This window comes from Pseudomonas sp. SWRI81 (assembly GCF_014268545.1).
Taxonomy (GTDB): domain Bacteria; phylum Pseudomonadota; class Gammaproteobacteria; order Pseudomonadales; family Pseudomonadaceae; genus Aquipseudomonas; species Aquipseudomonas hamedanensis.
Genome location: NZ_JABWQS010000018.1, coordinates 40,119 through 66,305, shown reverse-complemented (window position 1 = coordinate 66,305; position 26,187 = coordinate 40,119). Strand labels below are relative to the sequence as shown.

Sequence of the window (26,187 nt, the reverse complement as noted above, 5' to 3'; positions counted from 1 at the left end):
CAAATGTAGGAGTGAGCCTGCTCGCGATAGCGCAATAATATTCAGCATCGATGTTGACTGAATCACCGCTATCGCGAGCAGGCTCACTCCTACAAGGGTTATGTATCAGTCAGTGAGACCGAGGATATCCCGCGCCACTGCCTCGGCAATCCGGATTCCGTCCACGCCCGCCGAGAGAATCCCGCCGGCATAGCCCGCGCCTTCGCCGGCCGGGAACAGGCCCTTGACGTTCATGCTCTGCAGCGACTCGTTACGCGTGATGCGCAGCGGCGAGGAGGTGCGTGTCTCGATCCCGGTCAGTACCGCATCGTGCAGCGAATAACCGCGAATCTGCTTTTCGAAGGCCGGCAACGCTTCACGAATCGCTTCGATCGCGAAGTCCGGCAGCGCCAACGCCAGGTCGCCCAAGGCAACGCCCGGTTTGTACGACGGCTCGACTTCACCCAGTTCGGTCGAAGGAATGTCGTTGATGAAGTCGCCGACCAGTTGCGCCGGGGCTTTGTAGTCGCTGCCGCCAAGGATGAAGGCGTGGGACTCCAGGCGTTCCTGCAACTCGATCCCGGCGAGCGGGCCGCCCGGATAATCGACTTCCGGGGTGATGCCAACGACGATGCCGGAGTTGGCATTGCGCTCGTTACGCGAGTACTGGCTCATGCCGTTGGTGACCACGCGGTTCGGCTCGGACGTCGCTGCCACCACAGTGCCGCCCGGGCACATGCAGAAGCTGTAGACCGAGCGGCCGTTTTTGGCGTGGTGTACCAGTTTGTAGTCGGCAGCGCCCAGTTTCGGGTGGCCGGCGTATTTACCCAGACGCGCACGGTCGATCAGCGATTGCGGGTGTTCGATACGGAAACCCACCGAAAACGGCTTGGCTTCCATGAACACGCCACGGCTGTGGAGCATGCGGAAGGTGTCGCGGGCGCTGTGGCCGAGGGCCAGGACCACGTGTTTCGAATGCAGGGTTTCGCCGCTGGCCAGTTGCACGCCGACCAGTTGGCCGTCCTCGACCAACACGTCGGTGACGCGCTCCTGAAAACGTACCTCACCGCCCATCTCACGGATCTGCTCGCGCATGTTTTCGACCATGCCGGTCAGGCGGAACGTACCGATGTGCGGCTTGCTGACGTAGAGGATTTCTTCCGGCGCGCCGGCCTTGACGAATTCGTGCAGGACTTTGCGACCGAGAAACTTCGGGTCCTTGATCTGGCTGTACAGCTTGCCGTCGGAAAACGTCCCCGCGCCGCCTTCGCCGAATTGCACATTGGACTCGGGGTTGAGCACGCTTTTGCGCCACAGGCCCCAAGTGTCCTTGGTGCGCTGGCGCACTTCGGTGCCGCGCTCGAGGATGATCGGCTTGAAGCCCATTTGCGCCAGCAGCAACCCGGCGAAGATCCCGCACGGGCCGAAACCGACGACAATCGGCCGCTGGCCCGGATCGCTCGGTGCCTGACCGACGAATTTGTAGCTGACATCCGGCGCCACATTGACGTTACGGTCGTCGGCGAACTTGCCCAACACCTTGGCCTCGTCGCGTACGTTGAGGTCGATGGTGTAGATGAAGCACAGTTCGGAGGACTTTTTGCGCGCGTCATAGCTGCGCTTGAACAAGGTGAAATCGAGCAAGTCATCGCTGGCGATGCCCAGGCGTTGCACGATGGCGGCGCGCAGGTCTTCTTCGGGATGGTCGATTGGCAGCTTGAGTTCAGTGATTCGTAACATGGCGGGGATCCGGATTCGCGGGGCGCACAACTGCGCCAGGGCGTTTGAAGGCGGCGATTATAAGCCGCCGCGACCGGATCCGTGGGGGAAAAACGATCAGTCGTTACGCGCGCCGCCGAAATAGCCGCAACCGCGCTGCACCTGACCGTCGATACGCAGTTCTGCGCTCATGTGCTGCACGCTGCCGGTGCTGCTGTCGACGCAACGCTGCGGCGCGACCCACAATTCGATGCGCTGGTTGTTGGCTTCGCTGCTCAGGTTGAAGCGGCCGTCGCCCAGTTGTTCTTCCACATACGGCACGGCGAGCGGCGGCTGGCCCTCGCGGTCGATCACCATGCCTTTGCCGCTGACCTTCACATTCCATTCCGGGCCATGGCCGGCGGCACGCAGGATCAGCAGTTTGAAATTGGGGTCATCGCACGCCGTGCCCGAGCGTTCGACGCGATACAACTGGCTCAGGTCGAGGCGATCACCAGACACCTTGCCACGCACATCGGCAAACAGTTTGCCCTGCTCGTCGGCGAGGGTCGCAGCCTCTTGCAGGATACTGGTGCCGCCGCTGTCATTGACCACCAGTTGGCGCTGATCCTGACATGGCTGGAACACCAGTTTGCCGTCAGCGGCGGTCAACTGCCCCTGCATCCGCGTCTGCCCGGCATGTGAAACGCTTTCGCGCTGGCCGTCGAACAATTGGCAGGCGGCAAACATCGGCAGCAGGGCAACGAGGACTAACGAACGGGCGACACGCATCTTTGGTTCTCCAGACAAGTGTCGCCACGTTACGCAGCCTGACCGTTCATCACAAGGGCTTAGCCCACGTGAAACGTCTGACCTGTCTGCAGGCCTTCGACACTCTTGGCGTAGGCCAACGCGACTTCCGCCGCAGGAACCGGTTTGAAGCCGCGGAAATAGGGCGCGTATTTGCCCAGGGCTTCGGTTAGCACCGTCGGGCTGACCGAGTTCACCCGCAGGCCGCGTGGCAGTTCAATGGCGGCGGCGCGCACGAAGCTGTCGAGGGCGCCATTGACCAAGGCTGCCGATGCACCGCTGCGAATCGGATCATGGCTGAGTACGCCGGTGGTGAAGGTGAACGAGGCGCCGTCGTTGGCAAATTCGCGACCGATCAGCAGCAAGTTGACCTGACCCATCAGCTTGTCTTTCAGGCCGAGGGCGAAGCTGTCTTCAGTCATCTCGTCCAGTGCTGCGAAGGTGACGTTGCCCGCCGTGCAGACCAGCGCATCGAATTTGCCGGTCTGTTCGAACAGCTCGCGGATTGATGCGCTGTCGCTGATATCCACCCGCAAGTCGCCGCTGTTGCGGCCGATACGAATGACTTCGTGACGTTGCGACAATTCTTTGTCCACCGCCGAACCGATGGTGCCGTTGGCGCCTATCAACAGAATCTTCATCGAGCTGTACCCCAAGTGATTGAACGAGGCTTCAGTCTAGAGTGGTTTTTCCTGCGGATAAGCGCACTAATAGGCAACCTTTGGTTTTCAAATGGAAACAATCGATGAGCGAAATGGATGACCTTGCCGCGTTCGCCGTGCTGATCGAGGCCGGCAGTTTTACCTTGGCCGCGCAGCAGTTGGGTTGCAGCAAAGGCCAGTTGTCCAAGCGCATCAGTCAGCTCGAAGCGCAGTTCAGCGTGGTTTTGCTGCAACGCACGACCCGGCGTTTGAGTCTCACGGCAGCGGGCGCGGCGTTGTTACCGCAGGCTCAGGCGCTGGTGGTTCAGGTCGAACGCGCCCGACAGGCCTTGGCGCGCTTGAAAGACGACATGGCCGGTCCGGTGCGCATGACCGTTCCGGTGTCGCTGGGTGAAACCTTCTTCGATGGCTTGTTGCTCGAGTTTTCGCAGCAATATCCCGAGGTGCAGATCGAACTGGAGCTGAACAACAGTTACCGCGATCTGTCCCGCGACGGTTTTGATCTGGCGATCCGCGCCGAGGTGGCCAATGATGATCGGCTGGTGGCCAAACCCCTGCTGGCCTGGCATGAAATGACCTGCGCCAGCCCGGCCTATCTCGAACGTTTCGGCGAACCGGCGACACCGCAGGCACTGGCCGAACACCGCTGCTTGCTCAACAGCCACTACAGTGGGCGAGAGGAGTGGCTGTACCACCAACAGCACGAATTGCTGCGGGTGCGGGTGTCGGGTCCTTTCGCCAGCAACCATTACAACTTGCTGAAAAAAGCCGCGTTGTCCGGTGCAGGCATCGCTCGCTTGCCGTCGTACCTGTTGCAAACGGAACTGGCTGACGGCCGCTTGCGCTGGTTGCTGCGCGATTATCAGACGCGGCGCATGCCGATGTATCTGGTGCATCCGTATCAGGGCGGCTTGCCGAAACGCACGCTGGTGCTCGCGGATTATTTGATGGGGTGGTTCAAGCGCAGTGGCGAGGCGCTGGATCGACTCCAGCGCTGAAAGCAATCTTTTTGTAGGAGTGAGCCTGCTCGCGATAGCGGTGGATCAGTAAAAAATTGATCGACTGACACACCGCTATCGCGAGCAGGCTCACTCCTACAATTCAGGTCAGCCTTGGAATCGGCGGGCAATCAGATTATCTATCGACAATCGGCCCGGTCCGCTAGCCATCAAGTACAGCAACACCGCCGCCCAGGTGCCATGAGTCGAATAAGCATCCGGATACACAAACAGTTGAATGACCAAGGTCATGCCGAGCAATGCGAGCGCCGAAAACCGTGTGGCCAAGCCGATCAGAATCAGCACCGGGAAAGCATGCTCGGCGAACGCCGCCATGTGTGCCGCGATCTCGGGTGACAACAGCGGCAGGTTGTATTCGCTCTTGAACAAGGGAATCGTCGAGTCGGCCAGGCGTGGCCAACCCAGTTGAAAGGTGCCGTCGATCAGGTCGATGGCCAGTCCTTCAACCTTGGTCTGGCCGGACTTCCAGAACACGCCGGCGATCGAGAAACGGGCGATGAATGCGATCAGGCTGTGCGGGATTCTTTCCAGCAGCGCGACGGCCCGCAGGATGAAAATGTTCATGGCATTTCCTTGTGAGTCAGGCGAGCGATGGCGTTGTGTGCAATCAGCGCGGCAAGGGTCTGTGCGAGGTCGAAGGGCGGGCTGTTTTCCACCGCCGCGAGCAGTGGCTGACCCTTGATCAGGTGACGGATAAACATCGTGGCGCCGGGCTCAATGGCAAACACTTCCACGTCCAGTCCGTTGCGCAGGACCATGGCGTGCTGACCCTGATTGAGGCCAATCCCCGCCAGGGTCTGCGCCTGCTGATGTGCGGCCCAGATTGCGACCACCGCATAGGCTGAATCGAGTGTGTGCACGGACGGATGAAGCCTCAGATACAGATCGCTCAAGGCCTGCGGGCTGGCGAGGGCGGCGCTGATGTCGTCGGGCCGGACGGGCTGCGCATCCGCGGCGTGATAGGCGAGGGTGCGCAGATGCTCAAGGCGTGCAACATCGGCGACATAAGGTACGCCGGCGATCGGTTCGAAGCCGGCGATGAAGTCGGCAAATCCGCCGCCGTAACGGCTCATCAGCGGACTCTGCGGTGGCTGGCGTTGAACAAACACGCCTGCCATGGCACGGAAGAATTCTTCGCCGACCAACTGCACCACCACCGGATAACTCTCAGCCAAGGCGTTGACCAACGAACTGTGCACGTTATTGCGATACACCGCGAAACGGCTGGCAGGGTCGGCACCGTTGTGGCTGCACAAGCCATCCGGACACGGCCGTTTTACGTCGAGCAGCGCGGCGGCGAAGGCCGCTTGCCGGCTCATGGTGCACCCTCCGCCTGGCGCAACAACGCCTCGGCCTGTTGCGCTTCGGCGAGCAACACGTCGAAGGCTGGCACCTGGTTGTCGCGTTCGATCAGGGTCGGCACCGGGCCGATGCGCGCAAGTACTTGTCGATACAGGCGCCAGACCGCCTGATCGACCGGCGCCCCGTGGTCGTCAATCAGCAAGCGATCGCCGAGGTTGTCGCAATCTTCAGCGAAACCGGCCAGATGAATCTCGCCGACGGCGTGCAGCGGCAATGCGTCGAGATAGGCCAGCGGATCACGCTGATGGTTGACGCACGACACGTAGACATTGTTGACGTCGAGCAGCAAGCCGCAGCCGCTGCGCCGGATCACTTCGCTGATGAAGTCCGCCTCGTCGAGGGTTGAATCCCGAAATGCCAGATAGGTCGCCGGGTTCTCCAGCAACATCGGGCGTTTCAGAGTGTTCTGCACCTGATCGATGTGCGCGCACACGCGATCGAGCGTTGGCGTGTCATAGGCCAGTGGCAGCAGATCGTTGAGAAACACCGGGCCATGGCTCGACCAGGCCAAGTGTTCGGAAAAGGATTGTGGTTGATAGCGCTCGATCAGCTCAGCGAGGCGTTGGAGATGCCCGGTGTCGAGCGGACCTTCGCCACCGATCGACAGCCCCACGCCATGCAATGACAACGGGTACTGTTCGCGGATCAAACCGAGAAAATGATGAAACGGGCCGCCGGCCACCATGTAGTTTTCGGCGTGGACCTCGAAAAAACCGAGGTCGGGGATGGAACCGAGCACTTCAAGGAAGTGCCCGGTCTTGAGCCCCAGCCCGGCACGGGCGGGGAGCTCGGTGCGAGCTGCCTGAGTGCGCGGCAGGGACGGTTCGTGATGACTGAACATGGGCGTCACTCAGGCAGGCCGTGGATCAGGACTTGGCTTTGAAGGCTTCGAGCTGACCGAAACCGCTCGGCGAGGTTTTGCTTTCGGTGGTGATGCAGGTGCCTTTCGGAACGAGTTTCCAGGCGTTGGCCTGATAGTCCATTTTCGCCGTGCCGGCACAGGTGGTGCCTGCACCTGCGGCGCAATCATTCTTGCCTTTCAGCGCCACGCCGAAGCATTTTTCCATGTTGGCATCGGCGGCCTGGGCGGTAGAGACAGTGGCGATGCTCAGGGCGGAACCGAGGGCCAGAACCAGGGCGGTGGCGGACAGGGTACGAGTAGTCGCAGTCATGATGTTTCTCCAGATTTATCAGGGTTTCTGCAAGCGGTTTGCGCTTGCTTGTCCCTCTAGAGAAAGCTCACAGCGATGCGTTACAGCCGGCGCAAAACTTTTCCGGAATTTTTCCTGACACGGCTATCCCTTGTGGGAGCGGGCTTGCTCGCGAAAGCGGTGAATCAGTCGACATCTTCGTTAACTGACACACTGCTTTCGCGAGCGAGCCCGCTCCCACAGAGATTCCTCGGGGGCGCCAAATATTTGGAATAACTTGGCTGAAACTTTCAGGCTCCGATCAATTATTTGAAGGAAGAATGGCAGTGTAATAAAAGAATTTTTTATCGCCGATGCGTCTAAAAAACTGTCATTTATAACAGTGGTCAGTATTTTTCAAGTGGTTATATTCAAATCTGGTCAGTCACCTACTAGGAAGAATATTTATGACGCTTATTTCAAAGATTAAGAAATGAACCTCTATCATTGGCCCTTGTTACGCTATGGAGCCTGTCAAGGCGCTCTACTGAAGCGGGAGTTTGCAAGGAAACAAAGAGTGGCATCGGACGGGAATTAAGGAGCATCGAATGGGTACTGTAATAGAGCGGTTTCAGGCAATTGTTGTAGATCATCTGAATGTAGATCCGGATAAGGTTGTAGGCCCTGCCGATTTTATAGAAGATTTAGGAGCGGACTCCTTGGATGTGGTTGAGTTGGTTATGGCGCTGGAGGAAGAGTTTGGTGTGCAGATTCCAGACGACGCTGCCGAAGGCATCGCAACTGTTCAACAAGCCATCGACTACATTACAGCGCAGATTGGCTCATGACTATTAAGTCGCACGTTGGTTTAACTTCGCTTTAAAATTAAAAACGGCCCGAAGGCCGTTTTTAATTTAGCGATATTCTTCAACCACCCAAATACGCCTCGCGCACTTTCGGGTCGGTCAGCAGCGCTTCACCGGTGCCTTGCATGACCACGCGGCCGTTCTCCAGCACGTAGGCGCGGTCGGCGATTTTCAGCGCCTGGTTGGCGTTCTGCTCGACCAGGAACACGGTCACACCGTCCTTGCGCAGCTGTTCGATGATGTCGAAGATCTGCTGGATGATGATCGGTGCCAGGCCCAGCGACGGCTCGTCGAGCAGCAGCAGTTTGGGCTTGCTCATCAGCGCCCGGCCGATGGCGAGCATTTGCTGTTCGCCGCCGGACATGGTGCCGCCGCGCTGGTTGAAGCGTTCTTTCAGGCGTGGGAAAAGTCCGAGGACCTTGTCCATCTGTTCCTGATAATCGCCCTTGTCGGTGAAAAATCCGCCCATGGACAGGTTTTCTTCCACAGTCAGACGGGCAAACACTCGACGACCTTCCGGGACCACGGCAATGCTCTTGCGCATGATCTGCGACGAGTCCTGGCCGATCAGTTCCTCTCCCATGTAGCGGATGCTGCCGCTGTGCGCCTGCGGTGAACCGCAGAGTGTCATCAACAGCGTGGACTTGCCGGCACCGTTGGCACCGATCAGCGTGACGATCTCGCCCTGACGGACTTCGACGTTGACGCTGTGCAGGGCCTGGATCTTGCCGTAAAAGGTGGAAACGTTTTCGAACTGCAGCATTTACGCTTCCCCCAGGTAGGCTTTGATCACTTCAGGATTGTCGCGGATCTGTTCCGGCGTACCGTCGGCGAGTGGCGTGCCCTGGTTGATCACGACGATGTGGTCGGAAATGCTCATGACCAGTTTCATGTCGTGTTCGATCAGCAGCACGGTGACGTTGTGCTCTTCACGCAGCACGCCGATCAGCGCCTTGAGGTCTTCGGTTTCTTTCGGGTTCAGGCCGGCGGCCGGTTCGTCGAGCATGAAAATCCGCGGGCGGGTCATCATGCAGCGAGCGATTTCCAGACGCCGTTGCTGACCGTAGGCGAGGGTGCCGGCGGTGCGGTTGGCGAACTCTTTGAGGTTGACCTTTTCCAGCCAGTACTCGGCAAACTCCATGGCCTCCCGCTCGCTTTTGCGGAACGCCGGGGTCTTGAACAGGCCGGACAGGAAGTTGGTGTTCAGGTGACGGTGCTGGGCGATCAACAGGTTCTCGACCGCCGTCATGTCCTTGAATAAACGCACGTTCTGGAACGTACGCACCACGCCTTTGAGGGCGATCTTGTGGCCCGGCAGGCCCTGAATCGGCTCGCCGTCGAGCAGGATGCTGCCGCCGGTAGGCTGATAGAAACCGGTCAGGCAGTTGAACACGGTGGTTTTGCCGGCGCCGTTCGGCCCGATCAGCGCAACAACCTGTTTCTCTTTGACGGTCAGCGCCACGCCGTTGACCGCCAGCAAGCCGCCGAAGCGCATGCTCAGATTTTCGACTTTAAGGATCTCGCGGCTCATTTGCGCAACTCCATGTGTGGGCGTTGCATCGGCAGCAGACCTTGTGGACGCCAGATCATCATCAACACCATCAGCGCACCGAACATCAACATGCGGTACTCGCTGAACTCACGCATCATTTCCGGCAACAGAATCATGACGATCGCCGCCAGGATCACGCCCAACTGCGAGCCCATCCCGCCCAGTACGACGATGGCGAGGATGATCGCCGACTCGATGAAGGTAAACGACTCTGGCGTCACCAGACCCTGACGCGCGGCGAAGAAGCTGCCGGCGAAACCGGCAAACGCGGCGCCCAGGGTGAACGCGGAAAGCTTGATCACGGTCGGGTTAAGACCCAGCGCACGGCAGGCGATTTCATCTTCACGCAGCGCTTCCCAGGCACGGCCGATCGGCATGCGCAGCAAACGGTTGATGACGAACAGCGCTGCCAGCGCCAGCAACAGGGCAACGAGGTAGAGGAAGATCACCTTGTTGATCGAGTTGTATTGCAGGCCGAAATACTCATGGAACGTCTGCAGGCCTTCGGCCGCTTTACGCTCGAAAGTCAAGCCGAAGAACGTCGGTTTCTCGATGTTGCTGATGCCGTTCGGGCCGCCGGTGATGTCCGTCAGGTTACGCAGGAACAGGCGGATGATTTCGCCGAAGCCCAAGGTCACGATCGCCAGATAGTCGCCGCGCAGACGCAATACCGGGAAGCCCAGCAGGAAGCCGAACGTCGCCGCCATCAGGCCGGCAATCGGCAGGCAGATCCAGAAACTCAGGCCGTAGTAATGCGACAGCAGTGCGTAGCTGTAGGCGCCGACGGCGTAGAAGCCGACGTAACCCAAGTCAAGCAGACCGGCCAGACCGACGACGATGTTCAGACCGAGGCCGAGCATCACGTAGATCAGGATCAGCGTGGCAATGTCCACCGCGCCACGGGAGCCGAAGAACGGCCACACCAGCGCCAGCACAATCAGCCCAATGATGAAATAACGCTGGGTGGAGGGCAGGGTCAGGAAGTTGCTGGCCTTGGCCGGAATCAGCGGCATGCCCGGCGAAGAACGCCAGGCCTTGCTGATCTGCTGGTTGAACAGCACGCGCAAAAACATCAGCACCGAGCAGATCGCGATGGTCGCGAGTACCGCAGGGCTGGTGTTGTGCACTTCCAGATTGATGCCGACGATGGTCAGTTTCAGTCCGAGCACAGGATACGCAACTGCCCAAACCAAGAGCGCACTGAACAGCGCCTGTTTAAGATTCCTAGTCATACTTTCTCAACCTCCGGACGGCCCAGAATGCCGGTCGGACGGAACAACAGCACCAGAACCAGCAAGCCGAACGCCACGACGTCCTTGTACTGGTCGCCGAAGATATCGGCACCGAACGCTTCCGCTACACCCAGCACCAACCCGCCGAGCATGGCCCCGGGGATGCTGCCGATGCCGCCCAGTACCGCAGCGGTGAAGGCCTTGAGGCCGACGAGGAAACCGGCGTTGGGGTTGATCACGCCGTATTGCATGCTCAGCAGCACAGCCGCAACGGCTGCCAGCGCAGCACCGATGACGAAGGTCAGGGCGATGATGTTGTTGGTGTTGATGCCGAGCAGGTTGGCCATCTTGATGTCCTCGGCACAGGCGCGGCAGGCGCGACCCAGGCGGGAACGGGAGATGAACAGGGTCAGGCCGAGCATGGCGATCAGGGTGACTACGAACACCACGATCTGCATGTAGGAAATCAGCACTTCTTGTGCGCCACCTGGACCGAAGGCGAAGTTGCCCGGGATCAGGTTGGGGATAGCTTTGTCCTTGGAGTCTTGCGCCAGCAGAACGGTGTTCTGCAGGAAGATCGACATACCGATGGCGGAAATCAGCGGGATCAGACGGTTGCTGCCACGCAGGGGGCGGTAGGCGATCCGTTCGATGCTGTAACCGTAGGAACTGGTGACGACGATGCTGGCGATGAACGCCGCGGTCATCAACAGCGGGACACTGTCGAGTCCCATCATGGTCAGCCCGGCAATGGCGATGAACGCCACGTAGGAGCCGATCATGTACACCTCGCCGTGGGCGAAGTTGATCATTCCAATGATGCCGTAAACCATCGTGTAGCCGATGGCGATCAGGGCATACATGCTGCCAACGTTGAGGCCGTTAACCAGCTGTTGGAAGAAGTGATAGATGTCAGGCATTACAGCGCTCCTAAAAACCTGATACGCATTTCACTGGTGGAGTCATTTTCCCGCCCGGCCCCGTGGATCTTTATCCACTTCGAATCCGGGTTTTGCCAGCGAACCGCTGATGACGGTTTTGAGATTTTCAGGTGGGGAGACTGGCGGATCACGCCAGCGCGGCCCAATACGTTCGTAAAACAAAGCCCACGGCACGCCGTGGGCTTTATTGGCAGTCAGTCAGGCAAGGCCTTACTGAGGCGAAACTTCGGTTTTAGGTTTGCCGTTGTGCCACTCGTAGACCACAAATTTGAAGTCTTTCAGGTCGCCCTTGTCGTCGAAGCTCAGGTCGCCAGTCGGGGTCTTGAACGAACCGGCGTGGATGGCTTCAGCCACTTTGGTTGCGTCTTCGGACTTGGCAGCCTTGATGCCTTCGGCAATCACGGTCACAGCCGAGTAGGACGGGAACACGAACGGACCGCTCGGATCTTCCTTCTTGGCTTTGAATGCATCAGCCAGAGCGACGTTGGCCGGATCCTGGTCGAAGGATTTCGGCAGGGTCACCAGCAGGCCTTCGGACGCGTCCTTGGCGATTTGGGTGATCGAGTCGTTACCCACGCCTTCCGGACCCATGAAGCGGGCTTTCAGGCCTTTTTCCTGAGCCTGGCGCAGGATCAGGCCCAGCTCCGGGTGGTAGCCGCCGTAATAGACGAAGTCGACGCCGGCTTGCTTGAGCTTGGCGATGATCGCCGAGAAGTCTTTGTCGCCGGCGTTGACGCCTTCGAACACGGCAACCTTGGTGCCTTTCTTTTCGAGGGTCGATTTGACGGCGGTGGCGATGCCTTCACCGTATTGCTGTTTGTCGTGCAGCACGCCAACCACTTTCGGTTTGACGTGATCGGCGATGTAGTTACCGGCGGCAGGGCCCTGCGCGCTGTCCAGACCGATAGTACGGAAGATCATTTTGTAGCCACGGGCGGTGATGTCCGGGCTGGTGGCGGCCGGGGTGATCATGATCACGCCTTCGTCTTCGTAGATGTCCGAAGCCGGCTGAGTGGAGCTGGAGCACAGGTGACCGACCACGAACTTGACGCCGTCGTTGACGACCTTGTTCGCTACCGCAACCGCTTGTTTCGGATCGCAGGCATCGTCGTATTCAACGGCTTGCAGTTGCTTGCCGTCGACGCCGCCCTTGGCGTTGATCTGCTCGATGGCCATTTTGGCGCCACTGAACTGCATGTCGCCGTACTGGGCTACTGGACCGGTCTTGGGACCTGCGATACCGATCTTGATGGTGTCAGCTGCGAACGAATGGCTGGCAACCCCGGCCAGAACCATAGCGGCAAACAGTTTGGAAATCTGCTTAGTAGCCTTAGTCATAGTGCTCCACTCTTACTGTTGTATTTTTTAGAGTTCTGGCGCCGCAGCAGCAGAACCGGGACAGATATCTTTGCGATACCCTCCGGAAATGCCCCCGGCAACTGTACCGGTACAGTGTAGAGCGCCGCTTGTTCAACTGGGAAGCAGGCGTCACGGGGCAAAACTTGGGGGTGTCGCATTTTTGAATGAAAAAGACAGAATCGCGGCGGGGCATTCATAGGCATATAGCCTAAACAGCAGCATTCCCTGGCGTTCCTGCTCTTTTCGTTCGGTGCGGCCATTTGCAACCGGGTTTTTTCTGACGGACCACCAACGTTTATGATTCGCGTCGATTTCTTTTCCGGACAGTTCCCATGAATCAAGAACCTAGCACCCTCTATGCCAAGCTGCTTGGTGAAACGGCATCTATCACCTGGAAGGAGCTGGAGCCGTTCTTCGCCAAGGGTGCCCTATTGTGGGTCGACCCTGACCTGGATTTGATCGCCGCTGCCGAGGCCGTGGCGTCCGATAAAGGCGAGAAAGTCGCGGCCTGGCTGGCCGACGACAAGGTCGCCAAGCTGTCTGAAACGCGGGCGCTGGATATCTTCGAGCGTGATCCACAGCTATGGGCGGTGGTGGTTTCGCCGTGGATTCTGATCCAGGAAAGGGCGGCGACTTGAGGGTTTGCACCTTTTTGGTGCTTGCCTTGTCGCGCCGCAAGTGTGTAGCGGAGTAGCGTGATGGCACGTTGCCGTAGAGAAACACCACGCATCACGGTGACGTAAACGTAACGGGAACAGTTTATTGAGCGGCTTGAGGGCCGCTTAATTGTTTCTGAATGTTCGCAAAGCTGAAATGTGCGATGAATTCGAAGGCGCCTTCGCGAGCAGGCTCGCTGCCACAGGGGAATGCATATCTCTGTGGGAGCGAGCCTGCTCGCGAATAGGGGCGACTCAGTCCTGGATCAGACCGAATAAGTCTTCCCGGTATGGTTATTCAGTGAAATAACCTTGGTCTTGCCAATCCGGTGACGGTAGATCTCACGCAGGTACTTGATCGACTTCTTCACGCAATCGCGGGACAAACGAATGTCGTTGATCGAGACAAACTTGTCTTTGTCGTTGATCAGCTCGCGGTATTTCTTCTCGTACATGGGTTTGATCGCGTACCAGTTGGTGTCGAGGATCTTCGCCGGGTTTTCGAACTCGTTGAGCAATTCGTCGATGCGGTCTTCGTCAAAATCTTCTTGAACGATGAAGTCGAGAATCGAGTTGTCCAGCGTCTCGTCGAAGCGGTACGGATTCTTCGCGAAGCAGCGCTTGATGAACGCCACGATCAGGGTCAGGAAGTCGTCCGACAGGCACGGGCTCTTGGCAATCAGTGTGGTCAGCGACAGGTTGGCCGAAGCGCCGATCACCAGCGCGTAACGCTTGAGCGTGGTGTTGGGGAACAGGCTGTTGAGGTGGGTTTTCAGCCGGTTCAAGTCCATGTACGACAACTTGTAGTCTTTCGGCAGTGAGACGATCGAGACCACCGACGAGCAGTTCTTGAAGAAGTGCAGGTCGTGCAGGGCCGCCGCGTCGTAACCAGAATTCTTGTACTGCTCCAGCGAGGCGCGATAACGCTTGGATTCGATCGGCAACAAACTGATGCCTTCGATGGCTTGGGTAACCTTGTTGAAGTGCGGCAAGTCGATCGAGCGGAAGAACAGGTCATCGATGTTCAGACGCTGTGGCTCTTTATCGAAGACCTTGAACTTGTCGCTGCTCGGCGGCGGCGTTTCCGGCACCACCGATTCGGCGTAGGCAATCGCCACCGGGCCGGCCAGGCTCATGAACAAATCGTTGGCATCCAGGCGAATGGTCTCGCCGATGTCGATGCCGGCGCGGCGGAAGTAGTTCTGGTCGTAGTCGGTGGTAACGGCCTGCGCCGTGAGAATGTTGAAGATCTGCTGCGAGATATACTGGTTGGCGTGCTTCTCCATCGCATTGACATCAATGTTCTGGATGTTGCCGTCATCGCTTTCTTCGGCGTAACGCATGATGTCGTTGGAGATCAGCATCATCGCGTTCCACGGGCGGATACGGCCCATGACGCTGGCTTCGCTGCTGTCTTCGTTGGCGAAGTTGTAGGAGAAGTCCCATTCCTCCGAAAGGTATTTGCACAGCAAACGCCCGGCGTTGATGTGCAGCGCCTCGGACATTTCGCTGCGGTGATCGGAAATATTCGGCAGCACGCAGATGCCGCTGGTGAAGATCGGCTCGAACACAAACGAATGACCGCTCTTGCCGTCGTGTTCATCCATCGGCTTGGTGTCGAACGTCTTGTTCATGTACGAGTGCTGCTGGGCCAGACCAAACTCCGAGGCCATGCCCGAACCGGTACCGCCGCCGGCACTGAAGATTGAAAAGTACAGGCGCGACTGGTTGGCTTTGATGCCGCAGCTGTCGATCAGGTACGAGTGGATCATTTTCCAGTCGGGGCTGGAGAAACGCTGGGTGTCCTTATTAAGGATGATCTTCGCCAGGTACTGGCCGAGGATCGGCGCGTTGCCGGCGCCACCGGCGTGGACTTCGGACAAGTCCATGATTTTCATTTTGCTGTAGTCGCGCAGGAAGCCGCTTTTCTCGCCCTTGCGCGAAAAACGGATGCGTCCGGCGATGTCCTTGTCGAGGTCGCCGAGCATCACCAGCGGTTCGACCAGAAACACCGGTTTGGTCGATTTGCTGGTGCCGATGCGCAGGTTGTTCTTGATCCACTGCGCCGGGCTGTAGCCCTTGTCGGCCAGACGCCGATCCGCCGGGCGGTCTTCGTTGTTGAATTCGTTGAGGTAGAACTTGCGCGCGTTGTACACCAGCTCCGCAACATCCAGGGCGATGTTGGAGCCGCAGCGACCGAGGCCGATCAGGCACACCGACGGAAATTCCTGATCGTTGTGCTGCTCGTTGTCGCCTTCCTGGTGAGGTGGGCGGGGGAACACCGAATCGCGCAGGCCGTCGAGGTTGTCGAGGATGCGGTCGGTGTTGGTTTCAGTGAAATACAGGTATTGCTGGGTCGACAGCGGGCGCGAGGGAGCCGATGGCCTGGACGGTGAAGCGCTGTTGGCGGCAGGATTCAGCGTCAGATCGGATACCGCCGTGGCGGGCTTGTTGTTAGAAGTCATTGCGCCATGCACCTGGACTGGGTTGGTTCGCCGACCAGTGCCGGCGAACCTCACGGAATAGGATCTCGCGTCTTTTGCGCGAATTAGGCCCGAGCGCCAGGGTGTTGGCCTGGGGTGATCGCTGGGCGGAATCCTTTCCTGATCGTTGATGAATCGGCCATTATTCGGCGATCTTTAATGGAAAAGAGGCAAAATGATGTCAACGCTACCTTCGTTGGGATTTGCCGGAATCGGCCTGATGGGCTTGCCCATGTGTCGACGGTTGTTGGCCGCGGGTTACCCGCTGGCCGTGTGGAATCGCAACCCGGACAAATGCGCGCCACTGGTTGAAGCTGGCGCCCGTCAAGTCGCGAGCCCCGCTGAACTGTGCGAACACGCCGATATTGTCATGCTGTGTCTGGCCGACACGGCGGTGGTGCGGCAGGTGGTGTTTGGCGCTGGCGGTGTGGCTGAAGGGGCGAGAAAAGCTCAGTTACTGGTGGATTTTTCCAGCCTCGAACCGACCGCGACCCGCGAAATGGCCGCCGAGCTGGCCGAAAAAACCGGCATGCACTGGCTCGATTCGCCGGTGTCCGGCGGCGTGGTCGGTGCCGAAGCCGGCAGCCTGGCGATCATGGTCGGCGGTGCGGCGGAGCATCTTGAACGGGTGCGCCCGGTGTTGCTTACTCTCGGTCAGCGCGTCACGCACATGGGCGGCATTGGTGCCGGCCAGGTGACCAAGGCCTGCAATCAGATGATCGTCGCCTGCAATGCGCTGGTGATTGCCGAAGTGGTGGCGCTGGCTGAACAGGCAGGCGTCGATGCGCGCCTGATCGCCGAGGCGCTGGCCGGTGGCTTTGCCGATTCGAAACCCTTGCAAATCCTCGCCCCGCAAATGGCCGAGAGCCGTTTTGAGCCGATCAAGTGGCATGTGCGCACACTGCTCAAGGATCTCGACACGGCGGTGAAATTCTCTCGCGAGCAAGGCTCGGCCACGCCGATCAGCGGATTGGCCGCACAACTGATGCGCCTGCATGGGGCGCAGGGTTTTTTGGCGAAGGATCCAGCGACATTGGTGCAAATGTACCGTGCGCCAGACTCAACGGATTGACCGCGTGTGATGGCTTGCGCTGATTGATTTCTGCCAGCACCGGGCGCAATTCATCCAGCGGCACCGGGCGGCTGAGCAGATAGCCCTGAATGAAATCGCAACCCGAGCGCTCGAGGAATTCGTATTGCTCCAGGCTTTCCACGCCTTCGGTGACCACCTGCAAATGCAGGGTATGGGCCATGACGATAATTGCCTGAACGATTTCCATGTCGGCGGTGGCGGTGGGAATGTCGAGGATAAAAGAGCGGTCAATCTTCAAGGTGTTGAGCGGCAGTCGCTTGAGGTAGGCCAGTGATGAATAACCGGTGCCGAAGTCATCGATCGACAGCGACACGCCTAGGGCGCGGATCTGGCGCAACAGCACCAGGGTATTGGCGATATTGCCCATCAGGGCGTTCTCGGTGACTTCCAGCTCCAGTCGCTCCGGTGCGACGCCGGCAGTGCGCAACGCGCTTTCGATTTCGTCGGCCAGTTCCTCGCGGGCCAGGTTCAGCGGTGAGCAGTTCCAGGCGATTTTCAGGTCTTCGCAGCCATGGCGCGACAGCTCGCCCAGATCCTTGCAGGCCCGGCGCAGCACCCAATTGTCCAGTTCGGCGATCAGGCCGTTGTTTTCGGCAATGCCGATAAAACGGTCCGGGGTCAGCAAGCCGTGGGTCGGATGTTGCCAGCGGATCAACGCTTCGAGCTTGGTCACGCGGCCGGTTTTCAGTTCAAAAATCGGCTGGTAATACAGCATCAGCGCGTGCTCTTCACGCAAGGCGTTACGCAATTCCTCTTCCAGTTGCAGCTCGAAGCTGGCGCGGGTCTTGAGGCTGGGACTGAAAAAGTGCAAACCGTTGCGCCCGGCGCCCTTGGATTGATACAGCGCGAGGTCGGCGTGCTTGAGCAACTCTTCGCAAGTGCTGCCATCGTGCGGAAACAGGCTGATGCCGATGCTGGTGGTCATCACCATCCGGCGCCCGGCCAGTTCGACGGGCTCTTTCATCTTGAGCATGATGCGCTGGGCCATGTTGCGCGCTTCTTCGCGGTCACGCAGACTGATGAGGATGCAGAACTCGTCACCGCCGAACCGCGCCACCACGTCCTCATGGCTGCGCACCGAGCTTTTGATGTGACTGGCGATGACTTTGAGCAGCGCATCGCCGGCATCGTGGCCGAGGCTGTCGTTGATACGCTTGAAGTGGTCGATGTCGAGAAACATCACCGCCAGCATGCCGCCTTCGCTGGCTTTCTGGCTGAGCTTCTCGGCGAAGAGCTGATTGAAGCCACGGCGATTGATCAGGTTGGTCAGCGCGTCGTAGTTGGCCACTTGCTGCAACGACATGCGCGCCTGATCGAGCTGGCTGAGCAGGGCGTTGACCCGGCGCAGGTCGTGTTCCTTGTTCTGCAGTTTCTTGTCGGCCATGGCGGCGCTGATGGCGCTGCCCAGAATCAGCAAGATGATCAACGCGACCGTCAGGCCCAGTTGCAGATGGCCGGTTTCCACGGCCATCGTCGGTGCGGCGCCGTCGGGCAGCACCAGTTGCAAGGCGGCCATGCCGGTGAAATGCATGCTGATAATGCCGGCGCCGAGCATCAGCGCGGCGACGTATTTGAGCACCTGATGCGCCACGCCGCTGCCTTCACGCAGGTAGCCGGCCACCCACAACGCCGCAAAACTGGCGCCGACGGCGATCACGATCGACAGTCCGAACAGACTCGGTTGGTAATACGCCGTGGCGCTCGATTGCATGGCGGCCATGCCGACGTAATGCATGCTGGCGATCCCCAGGCCGATGACCACGGCGGTCCTCAGGCAACGCGCCAGACTCGGCTGCGCCACGCTCAGGGTGTGCATGGCCAGCGCCGAGGCGAGCAGGGCGATCAACAATGAAAACAGGGTGGTCGGCAGGTGGTAGTGGATCTCGATGGGGGCCTGAAAGGCCAGCATGCCAATGAAATGCATGGCCCAGATCCCGCCGGCCAGGCAGGCGCCGCCGATCCAGCGCCAGACGCGTCGCGCGCCCGGGTTTTCGGCATGGCCGACCCGCTCGGCCATGTCCAGCGTGGCAAAACTGGCCGCGCACGCGACCAGATACGCCACCAGCACCAGCACGGGATCGTGGGTGCAATTGAGTATGACCTGTCCGCTCTCCGGCAGCTCGGTAACAAACTGCAAACCAAGCCACTCCATAGCGTGCCCCGTCTCGGATTCATCGGGCCGGTGCGTTCGTCAACGCCGGCGAATGCCTGGAGTATAGAGGCCGTTTCTGGGGCGCAAGGCGTAGTGGCACATTGGCGCGAATGATTTTGACATTAGCCTCATAGCGATTGGCGCTAAGGGTCAGGCAATACGTTCCAGAGGCAGGTCATTCCAGTGCGGCGGCAAGGGTGGCAGGCCGTGGGCGGCGCGGGCTTTGTCGCAGTCGCTGTTGTGTTCGCCGTTTTCCCATGAGGCCTCGAACTCGCGGCAGGGGCTGGAGCGCTGTTCATAGATCGTGCATTGCACGGCGCTACCGACCTCGCCCGCCAGCGATATGCAGCGCGTCGGCTTGCGGTCAGTGCCGATCATCGCTACCCGGCTCGGCGTGACTTGGGTCACCAGTTCATCGGGGACCGTACCGCCTGAGGATGAACACTCACCCCAGAAAAAAGACACGCGAAAATGGGAACAGCAGGCACCGCAATTCAGACACGGACTGGCTTCGGACATGGGCGGGGGTATCAAAGGGATTGATCGGAAGATCCGGACGGATCCGGCGGCCATTCTAGGCTTTGCCATGGCGTTGGGAAGGGGGGCGCGAAACTATTTTTTTGTGCCAGGGTTTTGCCGCAAAGCCCCCGGTTTTCGGGGGATTGCAGACTTATCAAGGGCTTACGTTTCGTTACAGTGCGATGGGCCGATATCAGGCTGACGAATGATGACAGACAGCCCTCGCGCGGCTGACTAGATTGCAGGTTCCGGGCTCGGATGCGTTGGCAGTGAAGCCCCATAACAATAAAGAGACGGACCCATGCAGAACTCGACCCAAGCGGCGAATGCCTGGCGCATTCTGTTCCTGCTGTTCCTCGCCAACCTGTTCAACTTCTTCGACCGCACGATCCCGGCGATCATCATCGAACCGATCCGTATGGAATGGCACCTCAGCGACTTTCAGCTCGGTATCATCGGTACCGCGTTCACCGTCGTTTATGCCATCGCCGGCCTGCCGCTGGGGCGCATGGCCGACACCGGTTCGCGCAGCAAGCTGATGGGTTGGGGCCTGGCGACGTGGAGCGCGCTGACCGCCGTCAACGGTCTGGTCGGCAGTTTCTGGAGCTTTTTGATCGTGCGCATGGGCATCGGCATTGGCGAGGCCAGTTATGCGCCGGCGGCCAACTCACTGATCGGCGACTTGTTTCCAGCGCACCGTCGGGCGCGGGCCATGGGCATTTTCATGCTTGGCCTGCCGCTGGGGTTGCTGCTGGCGTTCTTCACCATCGGTGCGATGGTCAAGGCGTTCGACAGCTGGCGGGCGCCGTTTTTCATTGCAGCGGTACCGGGGCTGATCCTCGCCATTTTCATGTTTTTCATCAAAGAGCCAAAGCGCGGCGCGGCAGAAGCCGTGCAGGTCTCGCAAGAGAAGGTCGACAGGCCGATTCGCCGGGTACTCGCCGTGCCGACTTTTCTCTGGCTGGTGATGGCCGGGCTGTGTTTCAACTTCGCCACCTACGCCTGCAACTCGTTTCTGGTGCCGATGCTGCAACGTTACTTCCTGATGCCTTTGCAGGACGCGGCTGTGGCGACCGGGGTTATCGTCGGCGTGACCGGGCTGGTCGGGCTGACGCTCGGCGGCTGGATCGCCGACAAGATTCACCAGCGTTTCGCCAGTGGCCGGCTGTTGTTTGCCGCGTTCAGCCTGATTATCTCGACGCTGTGCACGGCGTGGGCGTTGCATGCCGGGCGCATTGAGATCGGCGTGTTCGTCGCGGTGTTCAGCGTTGGCTGGCTGTTCGCGTACAACTTCTACACCTGCGTATACACGGCGATCCAGGACGTGGTCGAACCGCGCCTGCGGGCTACCGCGATGGCGTTGTTCTTCGCCGGGCTGTATCTGCTCGGCGGTGGTCTGGGGCCGGTGGTGGTCGGTGGGTTGTCGGATCACTTCGCCCACACGGCGATGTTGTCGGCGGGGGCTGAGCAGATGACCGAAGCGTTCAAGGCCGTGGGTCTGCATGACGCGATGTACCTGATTCCGGTGGCGCTGTTTTTGACCATGGTCTTTCTGTTTCTGGCGTCGCGGTGTTTTGTTCGCGATGCGCAGCGGATGAGGGATGGGTTGGTGGCGGTGGTTGAGCCAGAGGTTTCGGCGGCGACTGCTTAACGGCTATCGCGAGCAGGCTCACTCCTACAGGGGGAACGCTTTCCAACTGTAGGAGTGAGCCTGCTCGCGATAGGGTTATCAGCATCAGCTGATAAATAACTGACTTACAAAAAGGCCCGCATCACTGCGGGCCTCCTTGTTTTTCAACGGTGGGGCGGGGCGATCAACCCGCCACCAGCACCCGAATCGCTTCCAGGCGCAAAGCCGCTTTATCCAGCATCGCCAGACCCTGTTCACGCTGTGTACGCAGCGCTTCCAGTTCGCTGTCACGTACGCTCGGGTTGACCGCTTGCAACGCGGTCAGGCGCGCCAGTTCTTCGTCGGTGTCGGCGGCCAGGCGACGACGCGCTTCGGCCACGCGCTCGGCGTGACGCGGGGCGATCTTGTCTTCACCGGCGTTGATCCGTGGCGTCAGCTGATCGCGCTGGGCCTGGATGAACTTGTTGGCGCTGGCACGCGGCACGCTTTCGAGTTGATCGTTCAGGGTTTCAAACGACACCCGTGGCGACAGGTCATTGCCATTGGCATCGAGCAGGCAGCGCAGCGCCGCCGGTGGCAAGTAGCGGCCCAGTTGCAGCGAGCGCGGCGCGACCACTTCACTGACGTAAAGCAGTTCCAGCAACACGGTGCCCGGTTTCAGCGCCTTGTTCTTGATCAGCGCGACGGCGGTGTTGCCCATCGAGCCGGACAGCACCAGGTCCATGCCGCCCTGCACCATCGGGTGTTCCCAGGTGATGAACTGCATGTCTTCGCGCGACAGCGCCTGGTTACGGTCGTAGGTGATGGTCACGCCTTCGTCGTCGCCCAGCGGGAAACTGGCGTCGAGCATTTTCTCGCTCGGCTTGAGGATCAGGGCGTTTTCCGAATGGTCTTCGCTGTCGATGCCAAACGCATCGAACAGGGTTTCCATATAGATCGGCAGGGCGAATTGGTCGTCCTGCTCGAGGATCGCCTCGACCAGCGCTTCACCTTCGCCAGCGCCGCCGGAGTTTAGTTCCAGCAAACGGTCACGACCGGTGTGCAGCTCGGCTTCCAGGCGTTCACGCTCGGCGCGCGCTTCGTCGATCAGCGCTTGCCACTCGCCGTCGTCGGCTTCTTCGAGCAGCGGCAGCAGGCGCGGGCCGAACTGATGCTGCAAGGCGTTGCCGGTCGGGCAGGTGTTGAGGAACGCATTCAGCGCTTCGTGATACCACTGGAACAGGCGCGCTTGCGGGCTGGTTTCCAGGTACGGCACGTGCAGCTCGATGATGTGCTTCTGGCCAATCCGGTCGAGGCGACCAATGCGCTGCTCGAGCAGGTCCGGGTGTGACGGCAGATCGAACAGCACCAGGTGGTGAGCGAACTGGAAGTTGCGGCCTTCGCTGCCGATTTCCGAGCAGATCAGCACCTGCGCGCCAAACTCTTCGTCGGCGAAGTAGGCGGCGGCGCGGTCACGCTCGAGGATGTTCATGCCTTCGTGGAACACCGTGGCCGGGATGCCGGAGCGCACGCGCAGGGCGTCTTCCAGGTCCATCGCGGTTTCGGCATGGGCGCAGATCACCAGCACTTTGGTGCGCTTGAGCATTTTCAGCTGATCGATCAGCCACTCGACACGCGGGTCGAATTTCCACCAGCGCTCTTCTTCGCTGGCGTCCGGCTGGGCCTGGAAGCTGACTTCCGGGTACAGCTCGGCGTGTTCGCCCAGCGGCAGTTCGAGGTATTCGGCCGGGCACGGCAGCGGATACGGGTGCAGCTTGCGCTCCGGGAAGCCCTGCACGGCGGCGCGGGTGTTACGGAACAGCACGCGGCCGGTGCCGTGGCGGTCGAGCAGCTCACGCACCAGGCGCGCGCTGGCTTGCGTGTCGCCATCGTTGACGGCGGTCAGCAGGGCTTCGCCTTCGTTGCCGAGGAAACCGTGAATGGTCTTGTGCGCTTCGGCCGAGAGACGGCCCTTGTCGAGCAGCTCCTGAACGGCCTCGGCCACTGGGCGATAGTTGTCGCTCTCGGCGCGGAAGGCGGCCAGGTTATGGAAACGGTTCGGGTCGAGCAGGCGCAGACGGGCGAAGTGGCTGTCCTGACCCAGTTGTTCCGGGGTGGCGGTGAGCAGCAGCACGCCCGGGATCACTTCAGCCAGTTGTTCGACCAGCGAATATTCCGCGCTGGCTTTCTCTTCGTGCCAGACCAGGTGGTGCGCTTCGTCGACCACCAGCAGATCCCAGCCGGCGGCGAACAGCGCGTCCTGGGCCTTCTCATCGTCGACCAGCCATTCCAGCGCGACCAGCGCCAGTTGCGTGTCTTCGAACGGGTTGGTGGCATCGCTTTCGATGAAGCGTTCTTCGTCGAACAGCGCGACTTGCAGATTGAAGCGGCGGCGCATTTCTACCAGCCACTGGTGCTGGAGGTTTTCCGGCACCAGGATCAGCACGCGATTGGCGCGGCCCGAAAGCAGTTGGCGATGGATCACCAGACCGGCTTCGATGGTTTTCCCCAGGCCTACTTCGTCCGCCAGCAGTACCCGCGGCGCAATGCGGTCGGCGACTTCGCGGGCAATGTGCAACTGGTGCGCGATCGGTTGCGCACGCACGCCGCCCAGGCCCCACAGCGAGGACTGCAACTGGCGGCTGGTGTGTTCAAGGGTGTTGTAGCGCAGGGAGAACCACGGCAGCGGGTCGATCTGTCCGGCGAACAGACGGTCGCTGGCCAGACGGAACTGAATGAAGTTCGACAGCTGGGTTTCCGGCAGGGTAACGGCTTCGTTCTGGGCGTTGAGGCCGTGATAAACCATCAGTCCGTCGACATCGTCGACTTCCTGCACGGTCATCTTCCAGCCTTCGAAATGAGTAATGCTGTCGCCGGGCGAGAACCGCACGCGGGTCAGGGGCGCATTCCGTAGCGCGTACTGGCGGGTTTCGCCAGTGGCCGGGTAAAGCACGGTCAACAAGCGGCCGTCCTGTGCCAGAACGGTGCCTAAACCAAGCTCTGCTTCGCTGTCACTGATCCAGCGTTGCCCCGGTTGATACTGCTGCGCCATGCTGCCTGACTCCCACCTTGAAAAAGCGGGCTATCTTAACGGAATGCGACCCTGAGGCCAAAGAAATACTGGGGTAGGAGCTGCCGCAGGCTGCGATCTTTTGATCTGTCGGAACACTTGGGTTTTGCGTTGTCCCATAAGAGATCGCAGCCTTCGGCAGCGCCTGCAGGTGCCAAGTGCATCACAAGTTTGCGACGGGCGGCTCAAGGCGCCCTCGTCACAGCCGATAGCCTGCACACAGGAGACCCTTTATATGTTGCCACCGATGCTGCCCTTGAGCGCTGTGCCGATCACCTCCCAGCAGGATCCGATCCGCCAGCGGCCGGACATCCCGCCAGTGGTGCCGGTGCAGGAGAGCTCCAATGAAAGCACGATCGATCTGCAAAAGCGCGATCCCGAAGAGGATCGATTGCTGGCGCGCGAAGAACAGCGTCGCCAGCAGGAGCGTGATCGCCGTCGTCGTGAGGCGGATGAAGACCCCGAAGAACATCTGGCCGTGCCCGGCACCGAGTTGAACGCTGACAACACCGTGCCGGTGGTGCCGCTGATGGAAGATCAGCCACGTCAGGGTTTGTGGGTTGATATCGAGATTTGAGCTGTGGCTGGTCAGCGGGCGTGTGAGGCGGCATGATTGGCGCAACTCTGCCGCTGATCGGCAGCTCTGATCTCTTTCGCGATGTGCCGGACGCCATGAGCCAAGACGACAAACTGATCGACCTCAGCACTGAACGCGCCAAGCGTGTGCATGACCTCAACGAGAAACGCTTGAACGAAGTGCGCAACGCCTTCGAGCAGGCTATGCCGTTGGGAAAAAGCAAGAAACAGTCGAAGAACAAGCCGAAAAAGCGTTGATCTCCCGCTGCATTCGTTGATGCAGGTCAGTTATTTCCTTTCCTTTGTTCCCTTCGTTGCGGATATTGATCCCGGTCAATGTGTGCGCCTGTGTGTTTGCTAACTTGGCCCCATCGCAGCAAAGCAGGGGCCAGGAGGCCAGTCATGTTTTTCGATAACGTGGTGTTTGCCGGGGTTTTGACTGTAGGCCTCATGGTTCTGTTTTTTGCAGGGTTTGGATTTTTTATCTGGAAGGATGCGCATAAGCGGCGCAAGTGATTTCTTCTGGATTGATGAGCACGCAAGGCATTTTGGGGCGACTTCGGTTGCCCCTTTTTTTTGGGGCCGTGGCGGCCTTTGGGCCGACCAGGCTTTTGGGGTTTTGGGTGAATATCCGTTTTTTGCGGTGCTGCGGCTGGCGGTTTCGCCCTTACGGCGAGTCACCTTTTTCAAACGCCAAAAAGGTAACCGAAAAGGCTTGCTCCTGCGTTCGGCCCTCGCAGGCTCGGGTTCCTTCGCTGCGGGATCGATCCGGGCGCAGCGTCTCCGGTTTGCTTCGCTGCACCTCCTCTCGCTGTGTTTGGCTGCGCCAAACGGTCGCTGCGCTCCCACGCCCGGATCAATCCCTCCGCTCAGCCTCCCGAAGTCGCCCGTGGATCAAAAGCACTCGAGCTAACGCTCATTGTTGAGTGGGGCGGCTTCGCCGCGGGCAGCTGCGCTGCTTTGCTTTTCTGTGGGAGCGAGCCTGCTCGCGAAGGCGGCCTGACAGCCGACCTGTTTCTCACTGGTGTATGCATTCCAACTGTAGGAGCGAGCCTGCTCGCGAAGGCGGCCTGACAGCCGACCTGTTTCTCACTGGTGTATGCATTACAAATGTAGGAGTGAGCCTGCTCGCGATGGCGGCCTGGTGGCCGGCCAATTTCTATCAAATTCACGCGATCCAACTGTAGGAGCTGCCGAAGGCTGCGATCTTTTGATCTGGCTTCTGCTTCTGCTTTTGCTCTGGCTTTTGACCTTTAGCCCCTTCGGCAGGCTTCGTTAGGGGATCGATCCGGGCGTGGGAGCGCAGCGACCGTACGACGCAGTCGTACACAGCGGGAGGAGGTGCAGCGAAGCAAACCGGAGACGCTGCGCCCGGATCGATCCCGTAACGAAGGAACCCCGAGCCCCAGCGAGCGGGCC

At 59.8% G+C, this 26,187-nt stretch carries 24 protein-coding genes; 8 read left to right on the top strand and 16 right to left on the bottom strand.

Annotated features, from left to right (window positions below; genetic code table 11):
* Window positions 1–105: 105 nt before the first annotated feature.
* From HU765_RS13765 to HU765_RS13755, 3 genes are all read right to left on the bottom strand, one after another.
* Window positions 106–1,719 (bottom strand): NAD(P)/FAD-dependent oxidoreductase, encoded by a 1,614-nt coding sequence (locus HU765_RS13765; RefSeq protein WP_186621143.1) that lies wholly within the window; start codon window positions 1,717–1,719, stop codon window positions 106–108.
* Window positions 1,720–1,815: 96 nt separating this feature from the next.
* Window positions 1,816–2,469, bottom strand: a complete 654-nt coding sequence (locus HU765_RS13760; protein ID WP_186621141.1) for a hypothetical protein — start codon at window positions 2,467–2,469, stop codon at window positions 1,816–1,818.
* Window positions 2,470–2,528: 59 nt separating this feature from the next.
* Window positions 2,529–3,128: a short chain dehydrogenase gene (locus HU765_RS13755; RefSeq protein WP_186621139.1), complete on the bottom strand. Its 600-nt coding sequence runs from the start codon at window positions 3,126–3,128 to the stop codon at window positions 2,529–2,531.
* Between the two features lie 104 nt (window positions 3,129–3,232).
* Here HU765_RS13755 and HU765_RS13750 point away from each other — a divergent pair, with 104 nt between their 5' ends.
* Window positions 3,233–4,147, top strand: coding sequence for a LysR family transcriptional regulator (locus HU765_RS13750; protein WP_186621137.1), 915 nt, complete (start codon window positions 3,233–3,235; stop codon window positions 4,145–4,147).
* Window positions 4,148–4,255: 108 nt separating this feature from the next.
* On the opposite strand, the gene HU765_RS13745 is transcribed toward HU765_RS13750, so the two are convergent.
* From HU765_RS13745 to HU765_RS13730, 4 genes are read right to left on the bottom strand one after another with little or no spacing between them, the layout of a single operon-like run.
* Entirely contained in the window at window positions 4,256–4,732 is a 477-nt protein-coding gene (locus tag HU765_RS13745) for a DoxX family protein (RefSeq protein WP_186621135.1), read from the bottom strand.
* Window positions 4,729–5,487: a DNA-binding domain-containing protein gene (locus HU765_RS13740; protein ID WP_186621133.1), complete on the bottom strand. Its 759-nt coding sequence runs from the start codon at window positions 5,485–5,487 to the stop codon at window positions 4,729–4,731. The genes HU765_RS13745 and HU765_RS13740 overlap by 4 nt, the downstream gene beginning before the upstream one ends.
* Window positions 5,484–6,371, bottom strand: coding sequence for a DUF692 domain-containing protein (locus HU765_RS13735; protein ID WP_186621132.1), 888 nt, complete (start codon window positions 6,369–6,371; stop codon window positions 5,484–5,486). Before HU765_RS13735 ends, HU765_RS13740 begins: the two co-directional genes overlap by 4 nt.
* 25 nt (window positions 6,372–6,396) lie before the next feature.
* Complete coding sequence (locus HU765_RS13730; protein ID WP_186552007.1) at window positions 6,397–6,702, bottom strand: DUF2282 domain-containing protein; 306 nt, start codon at window positions 6,700–6,702, stop codon at window positions 6,397–6,399.
* Between the two features lie 566 nt (window positions 6,703–7,268).
* Between HU765_RS13730 and HU765_RS13725 the strand changes: the two genes are divergently transcribed.
* Window positions 7,269–7,508 (top strand): acyl carrier protein, encoded by a 240-nt coding sequence (locus HU765_RS13725; protein ID WP_186621131.1) that lies wholly within the window; start codon window positions 7,269–7,271, stop codon window positions 7,506–7,508.
* A gap of 79 nt (window positions 7,509–7,587) precedes the next feature.
* On the opposite strand, the gene HU765_RS13720 is transcribed toward HU765_RS13725, so the two are convergent.
* The 5 genes from HU765_RS13720 to HU765_RS13700 all read right to left on the bottom strand — a co-directional run bounded on the left by HU765_RS13720 (window position 7,588) and on the right by HU765_RS13700 (window position 12,589).
* On the bottom strand, window positions 7,588–8,289 hold the full coding sequence (locus tag HU765_RS13720) for an ABC transporter ATP-binding protein (protein ID WP_186621130.1): 702 nt from the start codon (window positions 8,287–8,289) through the stop codon (window positions 7,588–7,590).
* Window positions 8,290–9,057: a high-affinity branched-chain amino acid ABC transporter ATP-binding protein LivG gene (gene livG / locus HU765_RS13715; RefSeq protein WP_186621129.1), complete on the bottom strand. Its 768-nt coding sequence runs from the start codon at window positions 9,055–9,057 to the stop codon at window positions 8,290–8,292.
* Complete coding sequence (locus HU765_RS13710; RefSeq protein WP_186552005.1) at window positions 9,054–10,310, bottom strand: high-affinity branched-chain amino acid ABC transporter permease LivM; 1,257 nt, start codon at window positions 10,308–10,310, stop codon at window positions 9,054–9,056. Before HU765_RS13710 ends, livG begins: the two co-directional genes overlap by 4 nt.
* A complete protein-coding gene (livH, locus tag HU765_RS13705; protein WP_186552004.1) occupies window positions 10,307–11,230 on the bottom strand; it encodes a high-affinity branched-chain amino acid ABC transporter permease LivH in 924 nt (307 codons plus the stop codon). The genes HU765_RS13710 and livH overlap by 4 nt, the downstream gene beginning before the upstream one ends.
* A 231-nt stretch (window positions 11,231–11,461) precedes the next feature.
* On the bottom strand, window positions 11,462–12,589 hold the full coding sequence (locus HU765_RS13700; RefSeq protein WP_101158403.1) for a branched-chain amino acid ABC transporter substrate-binding protein: 1,128 nt from the start codon (window positions 12,587–12,589) through the stop codon (window positions 11,462–11,464).
* A 353-nt stretch (window positions 12,590–12,942) separates the two neighbouring features.
* On the opposite strand from HU765_RS13700, the gene HU765_RS13695 reads away from it, so the two are divergent.
* Window positions 12,943–13,248 carry a DUF2288 domain-containing protein gene (locus tag HU765_RS13695; protein WP_186621128.1) on the top strand — a complete coding sequence of 102 codons (306 nt, stop codon included), beginning with the start codon at window positions 12,943–12,945 and terminating at the stop codon, window positions 13,246–13,248.
* Between the two features lie 284 nt (window positions 13,249–13,532).
* Here HU765_RS13695 and HU765_RS13690 read toward each other — a convergent pair whose 3' ends face one another.
* Window positions 13,533–15,731 carry a hypothetical protein gene (locus HU765_RS13690; protein ID WP_186552001.1) on the bottom strand — a complete coding sequence of 733 codons (2,199 nt, stop codon included), beginning with the start codon at window positions 15,729–15,731 and terminating at the stop codon, window positions 13,533–13,535.
* A 193-nt stretch (window positions 15,732–15,924) separates the two neighbouring features.
* Between HU765_RS13690 and HU765_RS13685 the strand changes: the two genes are divergently transcribed.
* Complete coding sequence (locus HU765_RS13685; RefSeq protein ID WP_186621126.1) at window positions 15,925–16,821, top strand: NAD(P)-dependent oxidoreductase; 897 nt, start codon at window positions 15,925–15,927, stop codon at window positions 16,819–16,821.
* Here HU765_RS13685 and HU765_RS13680 read toward each other — a convergent pair.
* Entirely contained in the window at window positions 16,712–18,994 is a 2,283-nt protein-coding gene (locus tag HU765_RS13680) for an EAL domain-containing protein (protein ID WP_186621125.1), read from the bottom strand. The genes HU765_RS13685 and HU765_RS13680 overlap by 110 nt on opposite strands.
* A gap of 150 nt (window positions 18,995–19,144) precedes the next feature.
* On the bottom strand, window positions 19,145–19,513 hold the full coding sequence (locus HU765_RS13675; RefSeq protein ID WP_186551998.1) for a YkgJ family cysteine cluster protein: 369 nt from the start codon (window positions 19,511–19,513) through the stop codon (window positions 19,145–19,147).
* Window positions 19,514–19,814: 301 nt separating this feature from the next.
* Here HU765_RS13675 and HU765_RS13670 point away from each other — a divergent pair, with 301 nt between their 5' ends.
* Complete coding sequence (locus HU765_RS13670; protein WP_186621124.1) at window positions 19,815–21,164, top strand: MFS transporter; 1,350 nt, start codon at window positions 19,815–19,817, stop codon at window positions 21,162–21,164.
* A 163-nt stretch (window positions 21,165–21,327) separates the two neighbouring features.
* Here the strand turns inward: HU765_RS13670 and rapA are convergent, their stop codons facing one another.
* Entirely contained in the window at window positions 21,328–24,174 is a 2,847-nt protein-coding gene (rapA, locus tag HU765_RS13665) for an RNA polymerase-associated protein RapA (RefSeq protein WP_186621123.1), read from the bottom strand.
* Between the two features lie 253 nt (window positions 24,175–24,427).
* Here rapA and HU765_RS13660 point away from each other — a divergent pair, with 253 nt between their 5' ends.
* The 3 genes from HU765_RS13660 (at window position 24,428) to ccoM (ending at window position 25,284) form a co-directional block, all read left to right on the top strand.
* Window positions 24,428–24,769: a hypothetical protein gene (locus HU765_RS13660; RefSeq protein ID WP_003222394.1), complete on the top strand. Its 342-nt coding sequence runs from the start codon at window positions 24,428–24,430 to the stop codon at window positions 24,767–24,769.
* Between the two features lie 32 nt (window positions 24,770–24,801).
* Entirely contained in the window at window positions 24,802–25,026 is a 225-nt protein-coding gene (locus HU765_RS13655; protein WP_186621194.1) for a hypothetical protein, read from the top strand.
* A 144-nt stretch (window positions 25,027–25,170) separates the two neighbouring features.
* Window positions 25,171–25,284: a cytochrome c oxidase subunit CcoM gene (ccoM, locus tag HU765_RS27065; protein ID WP_016771346.1), complete on the top strand. Its 114-nt coding sequence runs from the start codon at window positions 25,171–25,173 to the stop codon at window positions 25,282–25,284.
* Window positions 25,285–26,187 lie beyond the last annotated feature (903 nt).